A 20,408-nucleotide genomic window follows, 5' to 3' on the forward strand; every position below is an offset into this window, starting at 1 on the left:
CAAGGTAAGTGAGCGGACAGAGTGTAAAATAAAAAACGAAAAATACTCATACGGATTACAAGCGGGCGTTGCCCGCAGAGGAGGCGGAAATTTATGTCAAAACCGATTATTGCAGTGGTTGGGCGGCCCAACGTGGGTAAATCTACCCTGTTCAATAAGCTGATTGGCCAGCGTCTTTCTATTGTGGAAGACACACCCGGTGTAACGCGCGACCGTATCTACGCGGAGTGCGAATGGCTGAACAAAGAGGTTATGCTGGTGGATACCGGCGGTATCGAACCGAAAACCGATGATATCATTCTGTCGCAGATGCGCCATCAGGCACAGATTGCAATCGAAAGTGCGGATGTCATTATCCTTGTTGTGGATATTAAAACAGGCGTTACCGCAACCGACCAGGATATTGCGATGATGCTGCAGAAGAGCGGTAAGCCCATTGTGCTGTGTGTCAATAAATGTGACGCGCCCGGTCAGGTTCCGCCCGATTTTTACGAATTTTACAACCTCGGCTTGGGCGACCCCGTTGCAGTATCGTCGGTGCATGGGCATGGCACAGGTGACCTGCTCGACGAGTGCTTCAAGCACATCGATTTTGACCGTGCCGAGGAATACGAAGACGATTACATCAAGGTGGCGATCATCGGAAAGCCCAACGTTGGCAAAAGCTCGCTCGTTAACAAAATTGCGGGCGAGGAGCGCATGATCGTCTCCGACATCGCCGGCACCACCCGAGACTCCACCGATACGGTTATAAACGATGAACGCGGCAAATATGTATTTATTGATACCGCGGGCATCCGCAGAAAAAGCCGTGTAGAAGAGAACATTGAGCGCTATTCGGTGCTCCGCTCTTATATGGCGGTGGATCGCAGCGATGTCTGCGTCATATTAATTGATGCGCTTGAGGGTTTTACCGAGCAGGACAGCAAGATTGCAGGCTATGCGCATGAGCAAGGCAAGGGATGCATCATTGCGGTGAACAAATGGGATGCTGTGGAAAAAGACGGCAAGACTATGCAGGAGTACCAAAAAAAGCTGGAGAACGATTTCAGCTTTATGTCATACGCGCCTTTTGTGTTTATTTCGGCAAAAACAGGGCAGAGGCTGGATAAGCTGTTTGAAATGATCCACTATGTGAACGAGCAGAACTGTATGCGTATCTCCACCGGTAAGCTCAACGATGTGCTTGCTTATGCGACAGCGCGCGTTCAGCCGCCAACAGACAAGGGCAAGCGCCTGAAGATCTACTACATTACACAGGCCTCCATCCGCCCGCCGACATTTGTATCATTTGTCAACAAAGCGGAGTTGTACCATTTCTCGTATCAGCGCTACATCGAGAACCAGATCCGTGAGACTTTTGGCTTGCAGGGTACCCCTATCCGTATGGTGACAAGGCAAAGAGGCGAGTAGGCTCATAAAATTTCTTCAAATTTCCTGTGGGGGTGTCCCCGCTCTTGAAATATGGCGGCGTACGCGTTATGATAGTAACAGCTACAGCCACCAAACTTCATCTTCGGAGGGATTGCGATGTCGACACAGACTGCTATCATTCTTGGCGCCCTGATTGTTGCGGTATGCTCCTATTTACTTGGCAGCATCAGTTGGTCGGTGATTGTTTCCAAGCTGTTTTTTCATAAGGACGTGCGCGACTTTGGCAGCGGTAATGCAGGCATGACCAATGTTTTGCGTACCTTTGGCAAAGGTGCCGCCGCGCTGGTAACGGTGGGCGATTTCAGCAAAAGCATTATCACGGTGGCGGTAAGCAGGGCGGTTTTCAGCAACCTGTTCGGCACACTGCCGTTTGACATCGGCTTTGTCGCAGGCATATTTACCATTCTGGGGCATCTGTTCCCGCTTTATTTTGGGTTTAAGGGCGGCAAGGGCGTGCTGACATCACTGGGTATGATTCTGGTCATTAACCCGATTGTATTTCTGGTGCTGTTGGTTATCTGTGTGCCGCTTTTGTTTCTTTGCAAAATTGTATCAGCTGTGTCTATTACGGGTGCGGTGCTCTATCCCATCGTTACATACGTTGTGCTCACAATAACCAACAGGCCCGCTGTGATCGACACTGTTTTTTCGGTGTTCATCGGGCTGATTGTGGTGTATATGCACCGCGTAAATATTAAACGCCTGATGAACGGTACGGAGTATAAATTTGGAAAACCAAAGGAAGAAAAATAGGAGGGAACAGCACGTGGCAAAGATTGGTGTATTAGGAGCCGGAGGCTTTGGCATTGCCCTTTCGGTGATGTGTAATAAAATGGAGCACGAGGTGACCCTGTGGAGTGCATTTCCTGCTGAAATTACGGCAATCATACGCGATGGGCAGAACCTGCGTCTGCTGCCCAAGGTAAAAATTCCGCAGGAGATCAAGCTTACAAGCACCATTGCAGATGTACAGGGCTGTGACCTTGTTATTTTGGCGGTACCGTCGTTTGCAATTCGTGAAACGGCGCGGAAGCTTCAGCCTTATATGGCACAAGGCAGCGTGCTTGCCTCGGTGGCAAAGGGCTTGGAAGATCAGTCGCACAAGCGCCTTTCTGAAGTAATTGCCGAAGAGCTGCCGCAGTGTGAGGTTGTGGTGATTTCGGGGCCCTCCCACGCCGAGGAGGTTGCAACAGGTGTACCCACCACCGTGGTTGCCGCTTCGGCAAACCGTGAGGCTGCGGAGCTGGTGCAGGATGTTCTTATGAACCCTACCTTGCGTATCTACGTGAATGATGACATTAAGGGCGTGGAGTTTGGTGGTGCGCTGAAAAACGTAATTGCGCTTGCCGCCGGTGTTTGCGACGGCCTAAAGCTGGGTGACAACACCAAAGCCGCATTGATGACCCGTGGCATTACTGAAATTGCAAGGCTTGGCGTTGCACTGGGTGCACACCATGAGACATTTGGCGGGCTTTCGGGTATTGGAGACCTTATTGTAACCTGTACCAGTATGCATTCGCGCAACCGCCGTGCCGGTATCTTCATTGGGCAGGGTAATACTGCGCGTCAGGCCCTGGAAAAGGTGGGTATGACCGTAGAGGGGTACCTTGCTACCAAGGCTGCCTACGAGCTCAGCCAAAGCGTGGATGTAGAGATGCCGATCGTAGAGCAGTGCTATCAGGTGCTGTATAAAAACAAGTCACCCAAGCAGGCGATAGCCGACCTGATGGGGCGACCCAAGCGCCATGAGTCAGAAACCATCTGGCTGCAATCCAAATAAGTCTCGGAGGAAAACGAATGGCAGACAAAAAAGAAAAAGGTAAGGGTTTAAGCCCTACATTTCGGGTAATCGCCGCTCTCTATATTTTATACCTTGCATTTGGCCTGATCAAGGATTTCGGGCAGGTGCCGAGCAATCAGCGCGTATTTATTGGTATTACGATTGTAGTATTCATTGCGGCACCCATCTGGTTTCTGATTTCGGCATTTAGAGATATTAAGGATCAGAAGGCGCAAGAGGAAGCGCAGCGAGCTGCCGAGAGCGAGCAGCTTGCCGATGATGAAGATGATGAAGATGAAGATGAAGATGAAGATGCAGTGCTTGATGTCGACTATGAAGAATCTGATGACACCATAGATAACAATGAGCACGAAGAAAAGAAGATTGAGGAATAAAAAAGGTTTCTGAGCATTGGCTCAGAAACCTTTTTGGCATTTATTGAAAGTTCACCGCAATGCTGCCGCCGCCGTTTTGTATGGTAATACTGTTGGGTGCGCCGCTGTTTTGATTGACAGAGCCGGTAAATTTTTCGTTATTTACATGAATGCTACCAAAATCGGTACTTAGGGCAATACTGTACTGCTCACGCGGGACGTCGGTGCTCAGGCTGACCTTGCCAAAATCGGAATCAATGTCGGTGATGCCTGTAAAGGTGCCGCTAAAGCTGATGTCACCGCTGTCGCAGTTTACCCGCAGCCCTTCGGCAGTGGTGTGCTCAGCTGTGATTCTGCCGAAATCGCTGTCAAATTCGGCGTTGCCAAGGCGGCAGTTTAGCACGGTGGTATCGCCACTGCTGGTGTTGGACTGAAAATTTCTGGTGGTGATGTTTTCAAAAGTTACTTTTCCAAAGTCACTGTCAAACACCAGCCCATCTGCAGTTATATCGGTAAATCGGCTGTCTCCGCTTGAGACTTCTGCATTAATGTTGGCGGCACTCACATTGCTGACGGTAAGCTTGCCGAAATCAATCTCTAAATTCAAGGTGTCTTTTACCGCGAGATCCTTCAGCTGAACATCACCCGCTGAGGTTTTGACCGTGACAAAATCAAGCTGCTCGGCGCGGTAATAAATATAGACATAGCTTTGCCCACGGCTGCCAAAGGGGATACCATCAAAAAATGAAAATACAGAGCGATTGTCATGCTGCCTTTGCTGAAATTGCAGTGTACCGCCTGCGGAAACGGTGCAGATAGGCTTTGGCTGGTTTATCGCAAAAGCATACTCTACATAGTTGCGGTCTGAGCGGATGAGCCGCACCTCGGCAAAATCAACATCCGCATCGATACTGGTGAAAGCGCCGGTGTCTACCGTTTGTGCGGTGACCCTGCCGTCATCGCTGTAGCTGTTTCCGTGGTACCAGCCTGAGGAATTGTTCCAGTAGATACCAATATTCCCACCGCTGATGGCATAGGCGGTTCCTGCAAGCAGTGCACCCAATACAACCATGCATGCGGCAACGATTAAAACGATCATCGTACTCTTTTTCATACCGTTTTCCTCCTAGTTACATTTCTGCTGATTAGACGTGCAATACCACTAAAGGTTGCTTTGGCAAGCCACAGAACAGGCAGAAAGAGCAGTAGCCCAAGCCCTGCTACCAGTAACCCCATGCCAATGGCGCATAGCCCCGTGGGCACGTGAACCCCCAGCATAAAAAAGCCCGCGATAAAGACGGCCAAACCTGCAATTATGAGTGCGAATACCCCGCAGAAAAATGCGAGCAGCACCGCTGCCGCTGCAGCCACCAGAGCAAAGGCTACACCCGCAATTGCAATTGCAATGGGCAGCGCGATGGGGGAAGCGAACACCGCGAGAACCGCAATCCAAACTGCGGAAAGCCCCTTCTTCGCCGAATTCTGCGGACGGTATACGGTTAAATCGCGAACCATATATTCCGCTGTGATCTGCTGCGCAATTTTCATTGGGTCGCCCAGTTCTTCCAATACCTTTTGCACATTTTCTTCACCGGCATCATCGAAATATTCGGTGTAGTAACGAACAGCATTTTCAATCTCCTCGGGCGGCAGTTTTTGCAGCCCTTCACGCAGCCTCAGAAAAAAATCAAGTCTGGTCATCCTCTATCCCTCCCAAAATAACCTTATCCAATCTATGCTTGTAACATACCCATTCGGTAATATACTGCTGATACTGTGCATGCCCCTGCTCGGTAATCGAGTAATAACGGCGGTTTCTACCCTGAAACGGCTGATCGTAGGTGGTTAGGTAACCGTCCTTTTGCAGCCGCCGCAGCACAGGGTAAAGTGTAGAATCCGATATATCCATTACTTCGCGTACATTTTGTGTTAAAATATACCCGTAGGTATCACCTCGTGAGAGTACAGCCAGCACACATGCATCCAGCAGTGCCGCACTTAGTCCAAACGTCATAAAGCATCACCTCTCATTAATTATATTACGTGCTATATTATACGGCGTATAATATTAAATGTCAACCAATAATATGTTTTTGGAAAAATAAAAAAAGACTACCCAAACGGATAGTCTTTTTTAAATGCAGATTTCAACTTAGATAGCGCGTGTTACTTTACCTGAACGCAGGCAGCGGGTGCAAGCGTGAATGTGGCTGGGAGTACCTTTGACAATCGCCTTAACACGTTTCACATTAGGCTTCCAAGTTCTGTTGGAACGTCTGTGAGAGTGAGAAACCCTAATACCAAAAGTAACGCCTTTTCCGCAGATGTCGCATTTTGCCATAATATCTGCACCTCCTTACCGACCTAATTTTCTGGCTGTATTTCATGCAGGTAAGGTTACCCGCAAGGTTTAACGCCTTTGATAGATTTAAATGCCGCTTATTCTAAAAAGAATAGGCGGATTTATAAAGTCAACAGTAGTATACTATCAGATTTACGAAATGAAATCAAGGGCTTTTGTAAAAATAGTACAGCGAAATATGAATTTTCGGTAAAAAAAGCTCGTAAACCGCCATTTACCTTGTAATTATGCCCTACAATAGGTATAATATAAAATTAGTAAAGTAGCACAATTTTGCCAAAATACATGTGAAATTGCGGGGGCGGCACCCGGATAACGGCTACAAAAAGTATGGAGTGATAATTTTTATGAGACTTAGCCTTCAGAGCATATTCATCAGTTTGGTAATGCTGCTGACAATTATGCCGATTCACGAGTATGCCCATGCCCTTGCGGCATATAAACTGGGCGACAAAACCGCGCGTTTTAACGGCAGAATGACGCTCAACCCCATTGCACACCTTGACCTGTTCGGAAGCATCGCGTTTATCTTGTTTGGCTTCGGCTGGGGCAAACCCGTGCCGGTTTACGGCAGCAACCTACGTAACCCCAAACGTGACATGGCGCTGGTTGCACTTGCGGGCCCGGTTTCCAACGTGCTGTTGGGTGCTGTTTTGGTGACTCTTTATAAGGTGCTGGGTGCGGTGTTTTATAAAATCGGTTTTATTACGGGGTTGGCCCAGGGCATTCTGAGTATACTGTTGATACTTGCAAATACCACCATCTACTGGGCGGTGTTCAACCTGATTCCGGTACCGCCGTTGGACGGCTCGCGTTTGCTAGAATACGTGCTGCCCCACAAATATTACTTTAAAATCGAGTATTATCAGCGCTACATCTATATTGGTATGCTGCTGCTCTTGTTTACAGGCGTATTGTCGCGCCCAATACAGTTTGTCTCAAGCTTTTTGCTGCGTTTTGTCGATTTTATTACAATCCCGGTTGATTTGCTCATAAACTTATTCCTTTAAGGAGTAACCTATGGATAAGCTAACGTTCAAGTTGGATCAGTTTGAGGGACCGTTGGATCTCCTGCTGTATCTGATTTCCAAGCACAAGCTGAATATTTACGATATTGAGATTGCAAAGCTGCTAGATCAGTATGTCGCGCACATTGATGAAGCACAGTTTCAGAACATGGAGGTTGCGAGCGAGTTTTTGGAGATGGCGTCGCGTCTTGTTTACATGAAGACGATTTCGCTGCTGCCAAAACATGAGGACGAGGAAGAAAAGCTCAAGCAAGAGCTCACCGGACAGCTACTGGAATATCAAACCTGCAAACAGGTGGCGGCGTTGCTGGCGCAGCAAAACCGCACAGCCGATTTGTTTGTGCGTGAGCCTATGGAGTTGGAAGCCGACCTCACCTATACGTTAACGCATTCCCCCAGCGAGCTGATAGCCGCGTATTTAATGACATTGGGTAAGGCACAAAAGCGCCTGCCGCCGCCGGTTACTGCGTTTTCGGGCATTGTAAAGCACAGGGTGGTGAGCGTTGCCTCCAAAATCATCTTTGTGCTCAAACGCTTGTATAAGCAGCGTCTGGTGCGCTTTGACAGCCTGTTTGAAGAAAGCGGTGACCGCAGCGAGCTGGTTGCAACCTTTCTCGCGGTGCTCGAGCTGGTAAAAAGTAAACGCGTCACAATATCGGATGATAATCAGCAGGTTATGTTCCGCAGGTCAGCTCCTGTGGGCAAAACGGACAGGTCGTAAATGTGTAACAAGGTTGGGTGAAATAAATTGCGGTTAAATAAGATAGAAAAAATTGCAGAGGCGGTGCTGTTTGCGAGCGGCGAACCGGTTTCGGCGGCGCGGCTGGCGCAGGTGCTGGAGTGCGATATCCCTGTGGCTTACAGCGTGCTCGACCGTGTACGCGACCACTATGAGGAGCAGGATGGCGCAGTGGAGATTCTGGTGCTGAACGACTGCTACCAAATGGTAACCCGCGAGCTGTATGCCCCCCACATCCGTGCGGCGCTTGAGATTAAGCGCAACCAGCCGCTTTCACAGGCGGCGCTCGAGGTGCTGGCAATCATTGCATACAATCAGCCGGTAACAAAAAGTTTTGTAGAGCAGGTGCGTGGTGTAGACAGCGGCAGTGTGGTCAATACTCTGGTTGAGAGGGGACTTGTGGAGGAAAACGGCAGGCTGGAGCTTCCCGGTAAGCCAGTAGCTTATATTACCACCTCCAACTTTCTGCGCTGCTTTGGGCTGCAAAGCCTCGAACAGCTACCCACGTTACCCTCTGAGAATGACGGTGAGGATGCTGGCGAAAATGAGATTGAGGGACAGGTCAGTTTTGATGAACAGACAGGAAGCGACCGGATGGCGATGGCTGCTCAGTTGAAATGACGGTGACGGTATGATAATTTTTTTGTGCGTTTTGGGTGTGCTGCTTTTCTTGCTGTGCATGCCGGTTTCGGTATGGATTTGCTGGGAGGACAAGCTGCAGGTATGGATTGGGTATCTGTTCTTTAAAATACAGGTGAACACGCCCGAGGAGGACGCAGAAAAGCTTGCAAAAGAAGCAGAGAAGCAGGCGAAAAAGGGTGCTGAACGCGAGCTCAAAAAGAAAGAGAAGCAAACAGGCGGCAAGCCGCAGGCACTTACCGATATGGTTGGCATTGTACTTGATCTGGTACAATCGGCGACGGGCGGGCTGCGGATGATTTTACGTAATCTGCGCGTATGTGACCTTACGCTGCACATGACCGTTGCCGCTGAAGATGCTTCGGACACGGCGGTGAATTACGGCAAAACGAGTGCCTACCTATACGGTGCGTATGCCGCGCTGCAAAATTATATCAAGATGAAACGCGTCGAGCTGGATATCCGACCCGATTTTTTATCGGACGAGGGGAGTTTTACCCTGCGCTTTTGTGTGCAGATTACCCCGATCATTGCACTGGGTGCGGCGCTGCGCATCGGCGCATCGTTTTTATGGAAGATGATAAAACGCGGTGCGGCATCTTCCGGTAATCGTACCGCAGCCCCGCAGAAAAAGGAAGAACCGGCAGGGAAAACTTAATTGAGATTAGATCAACAAAAATAATTTTAACGGCACTTTGCCGTAAGGGGTGTATTTTTATGAGTCAAAGTCAGGGGCACATCGAGGGAATTCTCAGCGCCTCTCTCGAAAATTTGAAAACACTGGTGGATGTGAATACGATCATCGGCGATCAGATTATCACGCCTGACGGCACCGTTGTAATTCCTGTATCAAAGGTAAGCTTTGGGTTTGCTTCAGGCGGCTCCGACCTGCCAACCTCCAAACCCAAGGATATGTTTGGCGGCGGCAGTGGTGCAGGCGTTACGATTCAGCCGCTCGCATTTCTGGTCATCTCCCCGGGTGGCAACGTGAAAATGCTGCAGATGGAGAAGTTTGATGGCTCAGTCGACCGTGCGGTGAATATGGTGCCCGAGGTGATTGACAAGGTTGCTGCGATGTTCAACAAGCCGAAAAAGGGCACAGAGCCCTCCGCAGTGCCCGCAGAATAATTTAAGAAACAAGCCGCCGTATAGGACAACCAACTGCCCGCATAGATATAAAATCGGGCAGGTGTTTTATGATGGTTCAAAAAATAGGTTGCTTTGGCTCAATACTGGTCGTTTTTAGTATGTTGCTTTCGGTGCAGGCATATAGCATTGAGGTGAACGCTAAGGGCGCGGTGCTGATGGATGCACAGAGTGGCAGGGTTTTGTTTGCGCAGAATGAGCGCGAGCGCATGCCAATGGCGAGTACCACAAAAATAATGTCGGCTCTGCTTACGCTAGAGCAGGAGAACCTTGATGAATACTTTACCGTTGATGCAGATGCGATTCGTGTAGAGGGCTCGTCAATGGGGCTTGTTCCGGACGATTCGGTAACACTTCGTGTGTTGGCTGCGGGTATGCTGCTTGCCTCGGGCAACGATGCAGCAAATGCTGCGGCAGTACACATTGCGGGCAGTCGACAGCTGTTTGTGGAAATGATGAACAAGCGTGCCGAAGAACTTGGCATGGAAGGTACGTCATTTGAAACGCCCTCGGGGCTTGACGGCGACGAACACTACTCCACCGCTTACGATATGGCACTGTTGGCACAAGCCGCACTAAAAAACGAGGCGTTTGCTGAGATTTGCTCGCAATACCGCATGACACTGGAATACGGGAATCCACCGTTTAAACGCTGGATGAGAAACCATAATCGGTTGCTGGATGATTATAAAGGCGCAATCGGTGTAAAAACAGGCTTTACCAAAAAGGCGGGTCGATGTCTTGTATCCGCGGCAGAGCGCGACGGTGTAACGCTGATCGCGGTAACACTTGGCTGCCCCGACGACTGGAGAATGCATACCAAGATGCTGGATTACGGCTTTGAGCAGCTGAAAAGCACCGATCTTTCTGCCCTGCTGCCGCCGCTGGAGATTGCGGTGGGTGGCGGTGTAAGCAGCAGCGTTGGGCTAGCGCCGCAGGGCGGGCTGACCGCCGCGCTGGCTGAAGGGGAACAAGTGCGCGTTCAGGCAAAAATTGGAATGAACCGTTTTGTGCTTGCCCCTGTAAAAAAGGGAGCCGCAGTGGGTGAGGTAGTGCTTACCTTAGATGGCAGAGAGCTTAGACGGATACCGTTGTGCGCTACCGAAGATGTAGCAGCACGGCCGGTTGCAGAAAAGCAAAAAGGGCTGTTAGAAAGAATCAAAAACTTTTTTCAGAGATAAATGATAAGATTAGGCGCCGCATCTGCCGCAAAGCTGTGCGGTGCTGTAAACAAACTTACGGGGTTACCCCAGGGATGAACTGCGGGAGCAGTGCAGAAAGGAAGTTTATTATGGCAGAGAAAAAAACAAATGATGGTGTACGCATTCAAAAGGTAATGGCAGACAACGGTGTTGCGAGCCGTAGAAAATCGGAAGAGATGATTGAAGCGGGGCTTGTCACGGTGAATGGCAGAAAGGCTATCCTCGGACAGAGGGTGAACCCCTATCGCGACCTAATCGCGGTGGATGGGCAAAAGCTGATTACCAACGTGAAAAAGCACCGCTATTATATTGCGCTGAATAAGCCGCGCGGCTATGTTACTACCCTAAATGATGAGATGGACCGCAAATGCGTCGCCGAGCTTGTAGAGAATGTACCGGAGCGCGTCTACCCCATTGGCAGACTGGACAGAAACTCCGAGGGGCTTTTGCTGTTTACCAACGACGGAGAGTTTGCCAATCAGGTGATGCATCCCAAGTTTCATATCAATAAAGCATACCGTGTTACGGTGCGCCCCGATGTAACCGACAAGCAGGCAATGCAGCTTGCCGAAGGTGTGATGGTTGACGGTGTAAGAACCGCACCCGCGCAGGTGACGGTGCTCACCAAAGAGCCCGGGCGTGTTGTGATGCAGATTGTGATTACCGAGGGCAGAAACCGTCAGATTCGTAAAATGTGCGAGGCGGTGGGGCTTGAAGTTGCACGCCTGAAAAGGACAAGCATTGGGCCGGTGCGCCTTGGTATGCTGCAGCCCGGCGAGTGGCGTGAACTGACCGAGCCGGAGCTGAACGCGCTTGGCTCGTCTATCCGCAGCGCGCAGCAGCAGGCTGCGGCAAATTCCAACAAAGCAAAAGCGAGCAAGCCCCGCGGCAGCTGGGGTAGCGGAAACAACCGTGCAGAAAAAAAGCCGGCCGATAAGCGCACCTATAAAAAGGTGAAATAAGGGGGCAACATAATGCTTGAGCTGAGAAAAACCGAGAACGAAGATGCTGTGCGCAGCTTTTGCCAGTACTCCAACCTGCTGTATACCGATGAATACGAGAGCTATGCCGCGCTTGACCGCGGCAAGCTGGTGGGCTACTGCATTTTTCAGCTGGGCGGAACGCTCACCATTGTGGATGTCGGTGTGAAAGAGGAATACGGAGCGGAGCTGTGTGACGGATTGGTACGTGCGGTGTTTCACTACGCGAGCGCAAGCGGGGTGAATAGCGCGATTTTTGCCGATGTATTTGATGATGACATATGGAAATTATTGCAACCTTATGGGTATACTGACAAATCTGTACATGATATTGATAATTTTTTGTCAAATTGTAAAAAATGCGGCCATTAAGCGAAGAAACGGCATAAATCTATTGTGCTTATAAATGGAACGGTGTATAATATATACTGGTTACATTTTCGGTTTTCTAGCATAATTTGGTTTTTAAGCCGAATTTTGCAGGCAGAGAACGGAAGATGAAGCGTTCTTTGCGTGTGGTAGCGTTAATACGGCCGCGTAAAAGAACCTTGTGTAGTTTCTAATTAATTTATGGTTTATAGAATGGAGGAAAAATGATGAGTGCTGATAGCAAAATAAACATCTTGGCAGGCGCTCGTGAAAAGGCGGTTAAGGCTTCTCCCGCCCGCGAGAGATTGGCTCTCCTTTTGGACGAGGGCAGTTTTACCGAGCTTGATGCTTTTGCAAAAGCAGGGGGCGGCAGCGCAGGCGTTGTAACAGGTTACGGCGCTGTGGAAGGCACCACCGTGTTTGTATTTGCGCAGGATAAGACCGAGGCGAGCGGCGCAGTGGGTAAGGTGCAGGCTGCGAAAATTAAAAAGGTCTATGAATTGGCAGTGAAAACCGGAGCACCGGTCGTAGGTATTTACGATTCGTTTGGTGCAGCCTTAAAAGAGGGCAATGACGCGCTTGCCGCATATGGCGAGATGCTGCTGTGGAGCAACAACCTTTCCGGTGTGGTTCCGCAGATTTCTGTGATTGCGGGCACCTGTGCAGGTACTGCTGCTATGATGGCAGCCAGCGCAGACCTTGTCGTGATGAGTGAAGAAGCTGAGTTTTTCTTAACTGCCCCATCCATCGAGAAAGCAAACGGTGCTTCTGTGGCGGGTGCAGGCTCGGCTGCAAACGCAGCGAAAGCCGGTGTGGCACATCTTGTCGCCAAAACCACCGAAGATGCCATTGCGAAAGCTAAGCATCTGGTTTCAATGTTGCCCCAAAACAACCTCTCCGCGCTGCCTATTTTTGATTTTGCTGCAAAAGCAGACACCGAGGCTGCTTTAAGAGCAGCTTGCGAAAGCGGCGAGTTAGACGCGGCTGCGATTGTGGAAAACATATTTGATGCAGGCAGCGTAGTGGAGCTGATGCCGGAATACGGCAGCAAGGGCGCATACATTGCGCTGGCTACCATTGGCGGCTTTACCTGCGGTGTTGCCTCCACAAAGGGTGGCCCACTGTGCAGAAAGAATTGCAAAAAGCTCGCTTTGCTGATGCAGCTTTGCGACGCTTACCAGATTCCGGTTATTACCTTTGTAAACGCCAGCGGCTTCCTTGCAGATGCTGAGGCAGAGCTCGCAGGTCTTGCAAAATATGCTGCAACACTGGCTCATGTTTATGCCGAGGCTACCACCCCAAAAATTGCAGTGATTACCGGTAAGGCCTACGGTGCTGCTTACATCGCGTTGGCAGGCAAAAACTCCAATGCCGACATTGCTCTGGCTTGGCCCTCTGCCGTTATCTCGGCACTCGAGCCTGCAACCGCAGCTGCAATTCTGCATGCGGATGATGTGAGCGCAACCAAGGATATGGCTGCCATTACCGCCGATTATATTGCGAATGAGGCAAGCCCCTACAAGGCGTGCGAGGATGGTTATGTGGATGATGTGATCGACCCCGCCAACACCCGCGATATGCTGATTTCCGCTTTGGATATGCTTTCAGGCAAGCGCGTAAGCAAGCTGCCGAAAAAGCACAGCAACATGCCTCTGTAAAGATTCTTTAGTGCATAAAAAGCAGGGCGTTTTGAAACGCTTGAAAGATACATCAATTATAAACGAGGAGGATTTATCGTGAAAAGAATGAAAGTAACCGTAAACGGTAGAGCATATGACGTACAGGTTGAAGAATTGGGTGCAGATGCACCGGCAGTAGTAACCGCACCCGCACCCGTTGCAGCTCCTGTGGCAGCTCCTGCTCCGGCGCCCGCCCCTGCAGCAGCACCAGCGCCCGCTGCAGCACCTGCTGCTCCCGCCGGTGCAGCTGGCTCTGTTAAAATCAACGCACCAATGCCCGGCACCATCGTAGGCGTTAAGGTTTCAGCCGGACAAAAGGTCTCCAAGGGCGATGTTCTTGTCGTTCTCGAGGCTATGAAGATGGAAAACGATATTATGGCTCCTCAGGACGGCACAATAACCGCTGTTCACGTTGCTCAGGGTGCAACCGTTAACTCGAACGACTTGGTTGTTTCGATGGAAGGCTAATCAGTCAACCCTGTACAAATTTTAGGAACGGCTCTGTCCGAATTACCAGTGGCGGTGTTTCCGCCGCAGAAAGGGGTGCCAATATGGCGAAATTAAAAATTACCGAAACCGTGCTTCGCGACGCGCATCAGTCATTGATCGCAACCCGCATGAGCATGGACGAAATGTATGATATTCTGCCCGCAATGGATGAGGTTGGCTTTTATTCCGCAGAGGTTTGGGGCGGCGCAACCTTTGATGCGTGCATTCGTTTTCTTGATGAGGACCCTTGGGAGAGACTGAGGATCATGCGCAAGAGAATGCCCAATACCAAGCTGCAAATGCTCTACAGAGGGCAGAACATGCTCGGTTACCGTCACTACGCAGATGATCTGGTTGCTTACTTTGTTCAGAAATCGGTTGCAAACGGCATTGATATTCTAAGAATCTTCGATGCGCTCAACGATATCAGAAACCTCGAGGCTTCCATCAAAGCCACTAAAAAAGAGGGCGCACACCTGCAGGCTGCGATCTCTTACACCACCAGCCCAGTGCACAATCTGGAGTATTTCGTAAAATACGCCAAGGAGTTGGAAAACGCGGGTGCAGACTCTATCTGCATTAAGGATATGGCGGGTCTTATCAACCCCACCACAGCACCCGAGCTGGTAAAGGCACTGAAAGAAACAGTGAAAATCCCCATTCAGCTCCACACCCACTACACCTCCGGTCTTGCTTCGATGGCTTGTTACAAGGCGGTTGAGGCAGGCTGCGATGTTATTGACACCGCAATGTCTCCGTTGGCGCTGGGCACCAGCCACCCCGCAACCGAGTCGATGGTTGCCGCGTTCAAGGGTACACCGTACGATACCGGCCTTGACCTTAAAAAACTCGATGTGGTTCGCGCTCACTTTGCGAAGCTGCGTGAAAAATATCTGGCCAACGGTCTGCTCAGCCCCAAAGTAATGGGCGTTGACGCAAACACGTTGCTTTACCAGGTGCCGGGCGGCATGCTCTCCAACCTCGTTTCTCAGCTCAAACAGGCTGGCAAAGAGGATCAGTTTGAGGATGTGCTCAAGGAGATTCCGAATGTTCGTAAGGACTCGGGATATCCCCCGCTGGTTACCCCTACCTCACAGATTGTCGGTACACAGGCTGTGTTCAACATCATCATGGGCGAGCGCTACAAGATGGTGACCAAAGAGTTTAAAGGCATGGTTCGCGGCGAGTACGGCAGAACCCCTGCCCCCATCGACCCCGAGTTCCGCAAGAAAATCATTGGCGACGATCAGCCGATCGACTGCCGTCCTGCTGATTTGCTTGAGCCTGAGGTTGAAAAGATGAAGGCAGAACTGCCTGCGAAATACAACGAGCAGGAAGAGGATGTTCTCACCTGGGCAATGTTCCCGCAGGTTGCTCCCAAGTTCTTTGAGAGCCGCCGCCAGAAAAAATACGGCATCGACGGTGAACATCTGGATGCTGAGAACGGCGTACATCCTGTCTAACAGAACCATTAAAAAACCATCTGCCAAAGGCAGATGGTTTTTTTGTAACACAATGTAATCAAGCTGTAATGCAAAAAATTACCACATCTGCTACACTAATAGGGTAATAGGATGGAATCGACAACCCGAAAGGAGCAGAAATAATGAAAAATACAGTTCGAATTACAGCATTGGTTCTGGCGCTCACACTGGCGCTGTTTGCCACAGCATGCAGTGCACCCAAAAATGCCGCTGCGCCCGCAGCCTCCAGCACAGCGGCGGAGATGTCACAGATGTTTGACGCGCATGCCGAAGAAGGTGAAACATCGGCAGACACCGCAGCAGGGATGGATAAAGGTGACAGCGCAACCGGGGGCAACATGCTGCCCGACAGCTCACGCAAGCTGATTCGCCGCGTTTACCTCAATGTGGAGGCACTCGATTTCGACAGCCTGAGTGCGTCAATTACACAGCAGATTTCGGCACTGGGCGGCTACATTGAACAGAGTGAAATCAGCGGAAACAGCTACCGCCGTGAGGGCAGACGTTATTCTCACATCGTTGCACGTGTGCCAAAGGCAAAGGTCGATGAGTTTATCGGTACGGTTGGGGAGCTTGGCAACATCACCAACAAGCAGGAATCGGTCGAAGATGTGACACTGCAGTATGTGGATGTGGAAAGCCGTAAAAAATCGCTGAAAATTGAGCAGGAACGCCTGCTTGCATTGCTGGAAAAAGCGGAGAAGCTGGAGGATATTATCCAGTTGGAACAGCGCCTGTCACAGGTACGCTACGAGCTGGAAAACTACGAATCGCAGCTGCGCACCTACGACAATCAGGTGGATTACAGCACGGTAACGCTTGACGTTAATGAGGTGGAACGCGTTACCCCTGCCGAAGAAAAAACAGTGTGGAGCCGTATGACGACAGGCTTTCAAGAAACCGTTTATGACATCGGCGAAGGCGGCCAGAACTTTGCAGTGTGGCTTGTAGTAAACCTGCCTTATCTCATCATCTGGGCAGTTCTGATTCTTGCCGTGGTAATTGTTTTACGCAAAGTAAAGCGTTTGGCAATGGGTGACACTCAAAAACTGCACAGAAAAAAATGGAGAAAAGATTTAACTGAATTAGATAATTCGGCTGATGATAACAGCCCTAAGCAATAGTGTAAAATGAAAAGGCACCGGCTTTTAGATAGCCGGTGCCTTTTAAACAGGATGATAGCTGTTTTTGCCGTCTGTTGTTTCAATGCGGTACACCTGAACTCTGCTGGAATCCAGTTTAAGGCTCGCAAGCAAGGCGGTAATGGTATCGTAATCCTCCGCACGGATACGGATAGAAATACCGCAGCTTGCGTGTATTTCGCGCGGAGTAGGCAGAATAGTAAACTCAAACTGATTGCGCAGGTGCATTTTAGTTACAATACCGTCATGCGTAGAGGAGAAAGAAAGAAGATAAAACATAACTAAAACGAAATAACTTTAGCCGCAGCAAGCATACGCGAGGAGATATCGTACATATTGCTCACGGTTCCGATTTTAAGCTGTTCGCTCAGCCCATAATAATTGAGGCAGGTGCCGCATACCAAAACCTCACAGCCACGCTCCTGTAAGGTGTGCAGGTGCTCTACCACCTGTTCGTTTTGTGTGGGTAGCTTTACCCCGCCATTCATAAACAAAACCGATTTTGGCAGGTCGTTCCCCTGCGCAAGCGTATAAAACAGCATGGTCATCAGATTACCGCCAAGTTCGGGGCTGCCGCTGCCAATGCCTTCGTTGCCGACAAACAGCACCCAATCAGCTTTTACCGCTGCTTCGGTTAGCCCCTCTGCTTTGGTGGCGGTGCTTTGTACCAAGCTGCCGTCGGCAGAAAATGCCACCTGAAAGCTTGCTCCCTCACCGAAAGCCGTTACTGTAAAGCCTTGGCTTTCGCCCAGACGTTTCAAATTTTCTACGGCTATTTGGTTATCAACCTCAATGGTAAGCTGTTTTGCACCGGCATCCAGCTCTTTTTTTGCCATAATTACAGGCATTGGGCAGGCCTTGCCCTTTGCATCAATATTTATCATGGTGGCCACGCCTTTCAAAAAATTATGATTAAGCATAGTATACCACTCTGAAACATACAAGTACAATGATGTTTTGTAATAATCGGTTCCGTATATCGAAAAACTAAATAATTACAATTGGGTTACAAAAAAACTTGGTTTTTGCTCCTTTCGGTTGCATTCATCCTGCAAAGATAGTAAAATAGAAAGATGGATTCGTTTGCCCTTTTTATTGCCTTAACCGGGTATAGAATAGAATACGGCCGCTATTTTGGCGGCTTGGAGGAATGTTATGATCAGAAGTATGACGGGCTTTGGGCGTGCACAGGAAACCATTGACGGGCGTGATATTTTGGTGGAGATTAAGAGCGTCAACCACCGTTTTTTTGAATTTTCATGCCGTGTACCACGTGCCTATGGCTATCTGGAGGAAAAACTGAAAAGCTACCTGCAAACGAAAATTTCACGCGGCAAGGTGGATGTAAACGTCACCGTTGTGACGTTGGAGGGCGCAAATGCTCAGGTAGAGGTAAACTACGAGCTGGCAAAGAGCTACACCGAAGCACTGCGGGCGCTGGGCGACAAGCTGGGGTTGGTGGATGACCTGTCGCTTTCTGCTGTTTCACGTTTTTCCGATATCTTTACCGTGCGCAAAGGCATGGAAGATGAGGAGGTCATCTGGAACGGGGTGAAGACCGTACTGGATGAAGCCGCCGAGCGTTTTGTGGCAATGCGTGCCGCCGAGGGAGACCGCCTAAAGGAAGACTGCCTAAACCGTCTGGTCAACATTGAAAACGCGGTGGGGCTGATTGAAAATCGCTCGCCCCGTGTGGTGGAGGAATACCGCGCGCGCCTTTACAACAAGCTGAAGGACGTACTGGAAAACACCAACATCGACGACCAGCGTATTCTCACCGAGGCGGCTATTTTCTCGGAAAAAACCGCAGTGGATGAAGAAACCGTGCGCCTGCGCAGCCATATTGCGCAGTTCCGTGATATTTTAAAGCTGAAAGAGCCTGTGGGGAGAAAGCTCGATTTCTTGGTGCAGGAGTTCAACCGCGAAACCAACACCATCGGCAGCAAGGCGCAGGACATCGAAGTTGCCCGTATCGTGGTAGATGTGAAAAGTGAAATTGAAAAGATTCGCGAGCAAATTCAGAATATTGAATAGGATGTGTTTGGTATGCTAGGGCTCTTCTTGATACCGCTAATGGCAATAGCCGGCTACTCTGCAGTTCGGTTTTCTGCAACCGGCAGTATCACACAGGCGGGTTCCATCGCTGTGATTGGCGGGGCGGACGGCCCGACTGCGATTTATGTAGCACATACTGTCAACCCGCTGTTGCCCATCATTCTGGGCGGTATCGCGGTATTGCTGCTTCTGGCAATGGCAGGGGCTATTCTTTACCGAAAAAAACATAGATAGCGGGCAGCGCCCGCAAGCAAGCGGGGGCTAACGTGCTGCAATTGGCAAAATGCAGCCCCCAAAACCATAGAATTCAAATAAGCACAGACAATAGCGGGCAGCGCCCGCATCGAGTTGGGGACAGCCCCCCGGATGACATGAAATAAAGGAGGAACCCAAATGAAACTGATTAATATCGGCTTTGGAAATATGGTGTCTGCCAACAGGCTGGTTGCCATTGTCAGCCCCGAGAGTGCGCCTATCAAGCGCATTATTCAGGATGCACGCGACCGCGGTACCCTGATCGACGCCACCTACGGGAGAAGAACCCGCGCGGTGATTATTACCGACAGCGACCATGTGGTGCTTTCGGCTGTGCAGCCTGAAACCGTTGCGAACCGCCTGAACGATGACGATGATGACGATGAGGAGATTGCAGAGGATGAATAACAAAGGCTTGCTGGTAGTGGTCTCCGGCCCATCCGGTGTGGGCAAGGGCACCGTTCTGCGCAGCTACTTGGCCCAGAACGAAAAGGTAAAGGTGTCGGTTTCTGCCACCACCCGCACCCCCCGCCCCGGCGAGGAGGACGGCATACACTACTACTTTATGACCGAGCAGCGATTTTGCCAGCTTGCCGACAACGACGGAATGCTGGAGCATGCGCTGTACAGCGGTAACTATTACGGTACACCGCGCGAAATGGTGGAGCGCGAGCTCTGTGCCGGAAACGATGTGATTTTAGAGATTGAGGTGCAGGGTGCAATGCAGGTAAAGCAGAAGTGCCCCGATGCGCTGATGATCTTTATTCTGCCCCCGAGCATGGCGGAGCTGACCAAGCGGCTGATCGATCGCCGTACCGAGGATGAGGAGACCATCAACCGCCGCATGGACGCCGCAAAAAATGAACTGGCACAGGCAAATCAATACGACTACGCTGTTATCAACGACAATGTCGACGATGCGGTGGAAAAAATAGGCGCAATTCTACGTGCTGCGAAATGCAGCACACATTACATGAAAGATTTTATAGATGAGGTGCAGCAGATATGAACATGTTAAGACCATCCATTTCCCAGATTCTCAAAAACAATGAAAGCCCCTACTCTCTTGTTGTTGCCGTAGCAAAGCGCGCACGCGAGATTACCGAGGAAGCAGAAGAAAACAAGAAGGTTTTGGTTGAAAAGCCTGTTATGCTGGCGGTAGAAGAGTTTGCCAACGGTAAAGTGAAGCTGATAGAGTCTGCCAACATCGGACTGAACATTGAAGAATAATTCTGCAAAATTTGTGATGGA

At 50.1% G+C, this 20,408-nt stretch carries 27 protein-coding genes; 21 read left to right on the plus strand and 6 right to left on the minus strand.

The genetic code is table 11. The features are described 5' to 3' along the window. Positions 1-93: 93 nt before the first annotated feature. The 4 genes from der (at position 94) to RTV33_RS03565 (ending at position 3,609) form a co-directional block, all read left to right on the plus strand. Entirely contained in the window at positions 94-1,413 is a 1,320-nt protein-coding gene (der, locus tag RTV33_RS03550; RefSeq protein ID WP_312641613.1) for a ribosome biogenesis GTPase Der, read from the plus strand. Positions 1,414-1,530: 117 nt separating this feature from the next. Beyond that, the gene (gene plsY, locus RTV33_RS03555) at positions 1,531-2,187 is read left to right on the plus strand and encodes a glycerol-3-phosphate 1-O-acyltransferase PlsY (RefSeq protein WP_312641615.1); all 657 of its coding nucleotides are present in this window, start codon (positions 1,531-1,533) and stop codon (positions 2,185-2,187) included. A gap of 13 nt (positions 2,188-2,200) precedes the next feature. Next, complete coding sequence (locus RTV33_RS03560; protein WP_312641617.1) at positions 2,201-3,214, plus strand: NAD(P)H-dependent glycerol-3-phosphate dehydrogenase; 1,014 nt, start codon at positions 2,201-2,203, stop codon at positions 3,212-3,214. 17 nt (positions 3,215-3,231) lie between these two features. Next, positions 3,232-3,609 (plus strand): hypothetical protein, encoded by a 378-nt coding sequence (locus RTV33_RS03565; RefSeq protein WP_312641620.1) that lies wholly within the window; start codon positions 3,232-3,234, stop codon positions 3,607-3,609. A 40-nt stretch (positions 3,610-3,649) separates the two neighbouring features. Here the strand turns inward: RTV33_RS03565 and RTV33_RS03570 are convergent, their stop codons facing one another. The 4 genes from RTV33_RS03570 to rpmB form a co-directional block, all read right to left on the minus strand. Continuing rightward, positions 3,650-4,702, minus strand: coding sequence for a DUF4097 family beta strand repeat-containing protein (locus RTV33_RS03570; protein ID WP_312641622.1), 1,053 nt, complete (start codon positions 4,700-4,702; stop codon positions 3,650-3,652). Next, on the minus strand, positions 4,699-5,289 hold the full coding sequence (locus tag RTV33_RS03575) for an HAAS signaling domain-containing protein (protein ID WP_312641624.1): 591 nt from the start codon (positions 5,287-5,289) through the stop codon (positions 4,699-4,701). The genes RTV33_RS03570 and RTV33_RS03575 overlap by 4 nt, the downstream gene beginning before the upstream one ends. Then, positions 5,276-5,602, minus strand: coding sequence for a PadR family transcriptional regulator (locus RTV33_RS03580; RefSeq protein WP_312641625.1), 327 nt, complete (start codon positions 5,600-5,602; stop codon positions 5,276-5,278). The genes RTV33_RS03575 and RTV33_RS03580 overlap by 14 nt, the downstream gene beginning before the upstream one ends. Positions 5,603-5,740: 138 nt before the next feature. After that, entirely contained in the window at positions 5,741-5,929 is a 189-nt protein-coding gene (gene rpmB / locus RTV33_RS03585) for a 50S ribosomal protein L28 (protein WP_312641627.1), read from the minus strand. A gap of 368 nt (positions 5,930-6,297) precedes the next feature. Between rpmB and RTV33_RS03590 the strand changes: the two genes are divergently transcribed. The 12 genes from RTV33_RS03590 to RTV33_RS03645 all read left to right on the plus strand — a co-directional run bounded on the left by RTV33_RS03590 (position 6,298) and on the right by RTV33_RS03645 (position 16,829). Beyond that, entirely contained in the window at positions 6,298-6,960 is a 663-nt protein-coding gene (locus RTV33_RS03590; RefSeq protein WP_312641629.1) for a site-2 protease family protein, read from the plus strand. A gap of 10 nt (positions 6,961-6,970) precedes the next feature. Further along, positions 6,971-7,699 (plus strand): segregation/condensation protein A, encoded by a 729-nt coding sequence (locus RTV33_RS03595; protein ID WP_312641631.1) that lies wholly within the window; start codon positions 6,971-6,973, stop codon positions 7,697-7,699. A 27-nt stretch (positions 7,700-7,726) separates the two neighbouring features. After that, positions 7,727-8,338 (plus strand): SMC-Scp complex subunit ScpB, encoded by a 612-nt coding sequence (gene scpB, locus RTV33_RS03600; protein WP_312641633.1) that lies wholly within the window; start codon positions 7,727-7,729, stop codon positions 8,336-8,338. Positions 8,339-8,348: 10 nt separating this feature from the next. Continuing rightward, positions 8,349-9,014 (plus strand): DUF2953 domain-containing protein, encoded by a 666-nt coding sequence (locus RTV33_RS03605; protein WP_312641635.1) that lies wholly within the window; start codon positions 8,349-8,351, stop codon positions 9,012-9,014. Between the two features lie 59 nt (positions 9,015-9,073). Then, positions 9,074-9,484, plus strand: a complete 411-nt coding sequence (gene ytfJ, locus RTV33_RS03610; RefSeq protein ID WP_312641637.1) for a GerW family sporulation protein — start codon at positions 9,074-9,076, stop codon at positions 9,482-9,484. A 68-nt stretch (positions 9,485-9,552) separates the two neighbouring features. Next, a complete protein-coding gene (locus tag RTV33_RS03615) occupies positions 9,553-10,683 on the plus strand; it encodes a D-alanyl-D-alanine carboxypeptidase family protein (RefSeq protein WP_312641639.1) in 1,131 nt (376 codons plus the stop codon). 110 nt (positions 10,684-10,793) lie between these two features. Next, positions 10,794-11,666, plus strand: coding sequence for a pseudouridine synthase (locus RTV33_RS03620; RefSeq protein WP_312641641.1), 873 nt, complete (start codon positions 10,794-10,796; stop codon positions 11,664-11,666). A 12-nt stretch (positions 11,667-11,678) separates the two neighbouring features. Beyond that, positions 11,679-12,056 carry a GNAT family N-acetyltransferase gene (locus RTV33_RS03625; RefSeq protein ID WP_312641643.1) on the plus strand — a complete coding sequence of 126 codons (378 nt, stop codon included), beginning with the start codon at positions 11,679-11,681 and terminating at the stop codon, positions 12,054-12,056. A gap of 221 nt (positions 12,057-12,277) precedes the next feature. Further along, positions 12,278-13,711, plus strand: a complete 1,434-nt coding sequence (locus tag RTV33_RS03630; protein WP_312641645.1) for a carboxyl transferase domain-containing protein — start codon at positions 12,278-12,280, stop codon at positions 13,709-13,711. 78 nt (positions 13,712-13,789) lie between these two features. Further along, the gene (locus tag RTV33_RS03635) at positions 13,790-14,200 is read left to right on the plus strand and encodes a biotin/lipoyl-containing protein (RefSeq protein WP_312641647.1); all 411 of its coding nucleotides are present in this window, start codon (positions 13,790-13,792) and stop codon (positions 14,198-14,200) included. Between the two features lie 83 nt (positions 14,201-14,283). Continuing rightward, on the plus strand, positions 14,284-15,684 hold the full coding sequence (locus RTV33_RS03640) for an oxaloacetate decarboxylase subunit alpha (protein ID WP_312641649.1): 1,401 nt from the start codon (positions 14,284-14,286) through the stop codon (positions 15,682-15,684). Between the two features lie 143 nt (positions 15,685-15,827). Next, positions 15,828-16,829: a DUF4349 domain-containing protein gene (locus tag RTV33_RS03645; protein WP_312641651.1), complete on the plus strand. Its 1,002-nt coding sequence runs from the start codon at positions 15,828-15,830 to the stop codon at positions 16,827-16,829. A 42-nt stretch (positions 16,830-16,871) separates the two neighbouring features. Here RTV33_RS03645 and RTV33_RS03650 read toward each other — a convergent pair whose 3' ends face one another. Both RTV33_RS03650 and yedF read right to left on the minus strand, forming a co-directional pair. Then, complete coding sequence (locus tag RTV33_RS03650; RefSeq protein WP_312641653.1) at positions 16,872-17,126, minus strand: DUF3343 domain-containing protein; 255 nt, start codon at positions 17,124-17,126, stop codon at positions 16,872-16,874. A gap of 2 nt (positions 17,127-17,128) precedes the next feature. After that, entirely contained in the window at positions 17,129-17,731 is a 603-nt protein-coding gene (gene yedF, locus RTV33_RS03655; RefSeq protein WP_312641655.1) for a sulfurtransferase-like selenium metabolism protein YedF, read from the minus strand. 271 nt (positions 17,732-18,002) lie between these two features. On the opposite strand from yedF, the gene RTV33_RS03660 reads away from it, so the two are divergent. The 5 genes from RTV33_RS03660 to rpoZ all read left to right on the plus strand — a co-directional run bounded on the left by RTV33_RS03660 (position 18,003) and on the right by rpoZ (position 20,387). Further along, on the plus strand, positions 18,003-18,881 hold the full coding sequence (locus RTV33_RS03660; RefSeq protein WP_312641657.1) for a YicC/YloC family endoribonuclease: 879 nt from the start codon (positions 18,003-18,005) through the stop codon (positions 18,879-18,881). A gap of 12 nt (positions 18,882-18,893) precedes the next feature. Next, complete coding sequence (locus RTV33_RS03665; RefSeq protein ID WP_312641659.1) at positions 18,894-19,136, plus strand: sodium ion-translocating decarboxylase subunit beta; 243 nt, start codon at positions 18,894-18,896, stop codon at positions 19,134-19,136. A gap of 159 nt (positions 19,137-19,295) precedes the next feature. Further along, positions 19,296-19,565, plus strand: coding sequence for an extracellular matrix/biofilm regulator RemA (remA, locus tag RTV33_RS03670; protein WP_092755666.1), 270 nt, complete (start codon positions 19,296-19,298; stop codon positions 19,563-19,565). Further along, on the plus strand, positions 19,558-20,166 hold the full coding sequence (gmk, locus tag RTV33_RS03675) for a guanylate kinase (RefSeq protein ID WP_312641668.1): 609 nt from the start codon (positions 19,558-19,560) through the stop codon (positions 20,164-20,166). The genes remA and gmk overlap by 8 nt, the downstream gene beginning before the upstream one ends. Then, positions 20,163-20,387, plus strand: coding sequence for a DNA-directed RNA polymerase subunit omega (gene rpoZ, locus RTV33_RS03680; protein ID WP_312641670.1), 225 nt, complete (start codon positions 20,163-20,165; stop codon positions 20,385-20,387). The genes gmk and rpoZ overlap by 4 nt, the downstream gene beginning before the upstream one ends. Positions 20,388-20,408: the final 21 nt, after the last annotated feature.

Origin of the sequence: Hydrogenoanaerobacterium sp. (assembly GCF_032017025.1) — a bacterium.
Lineage (GTDB): Bacteria > Bacillota > Clostridia > Oscillospirales > Ruminococcaceae > Hydrogenoanaerobacterium.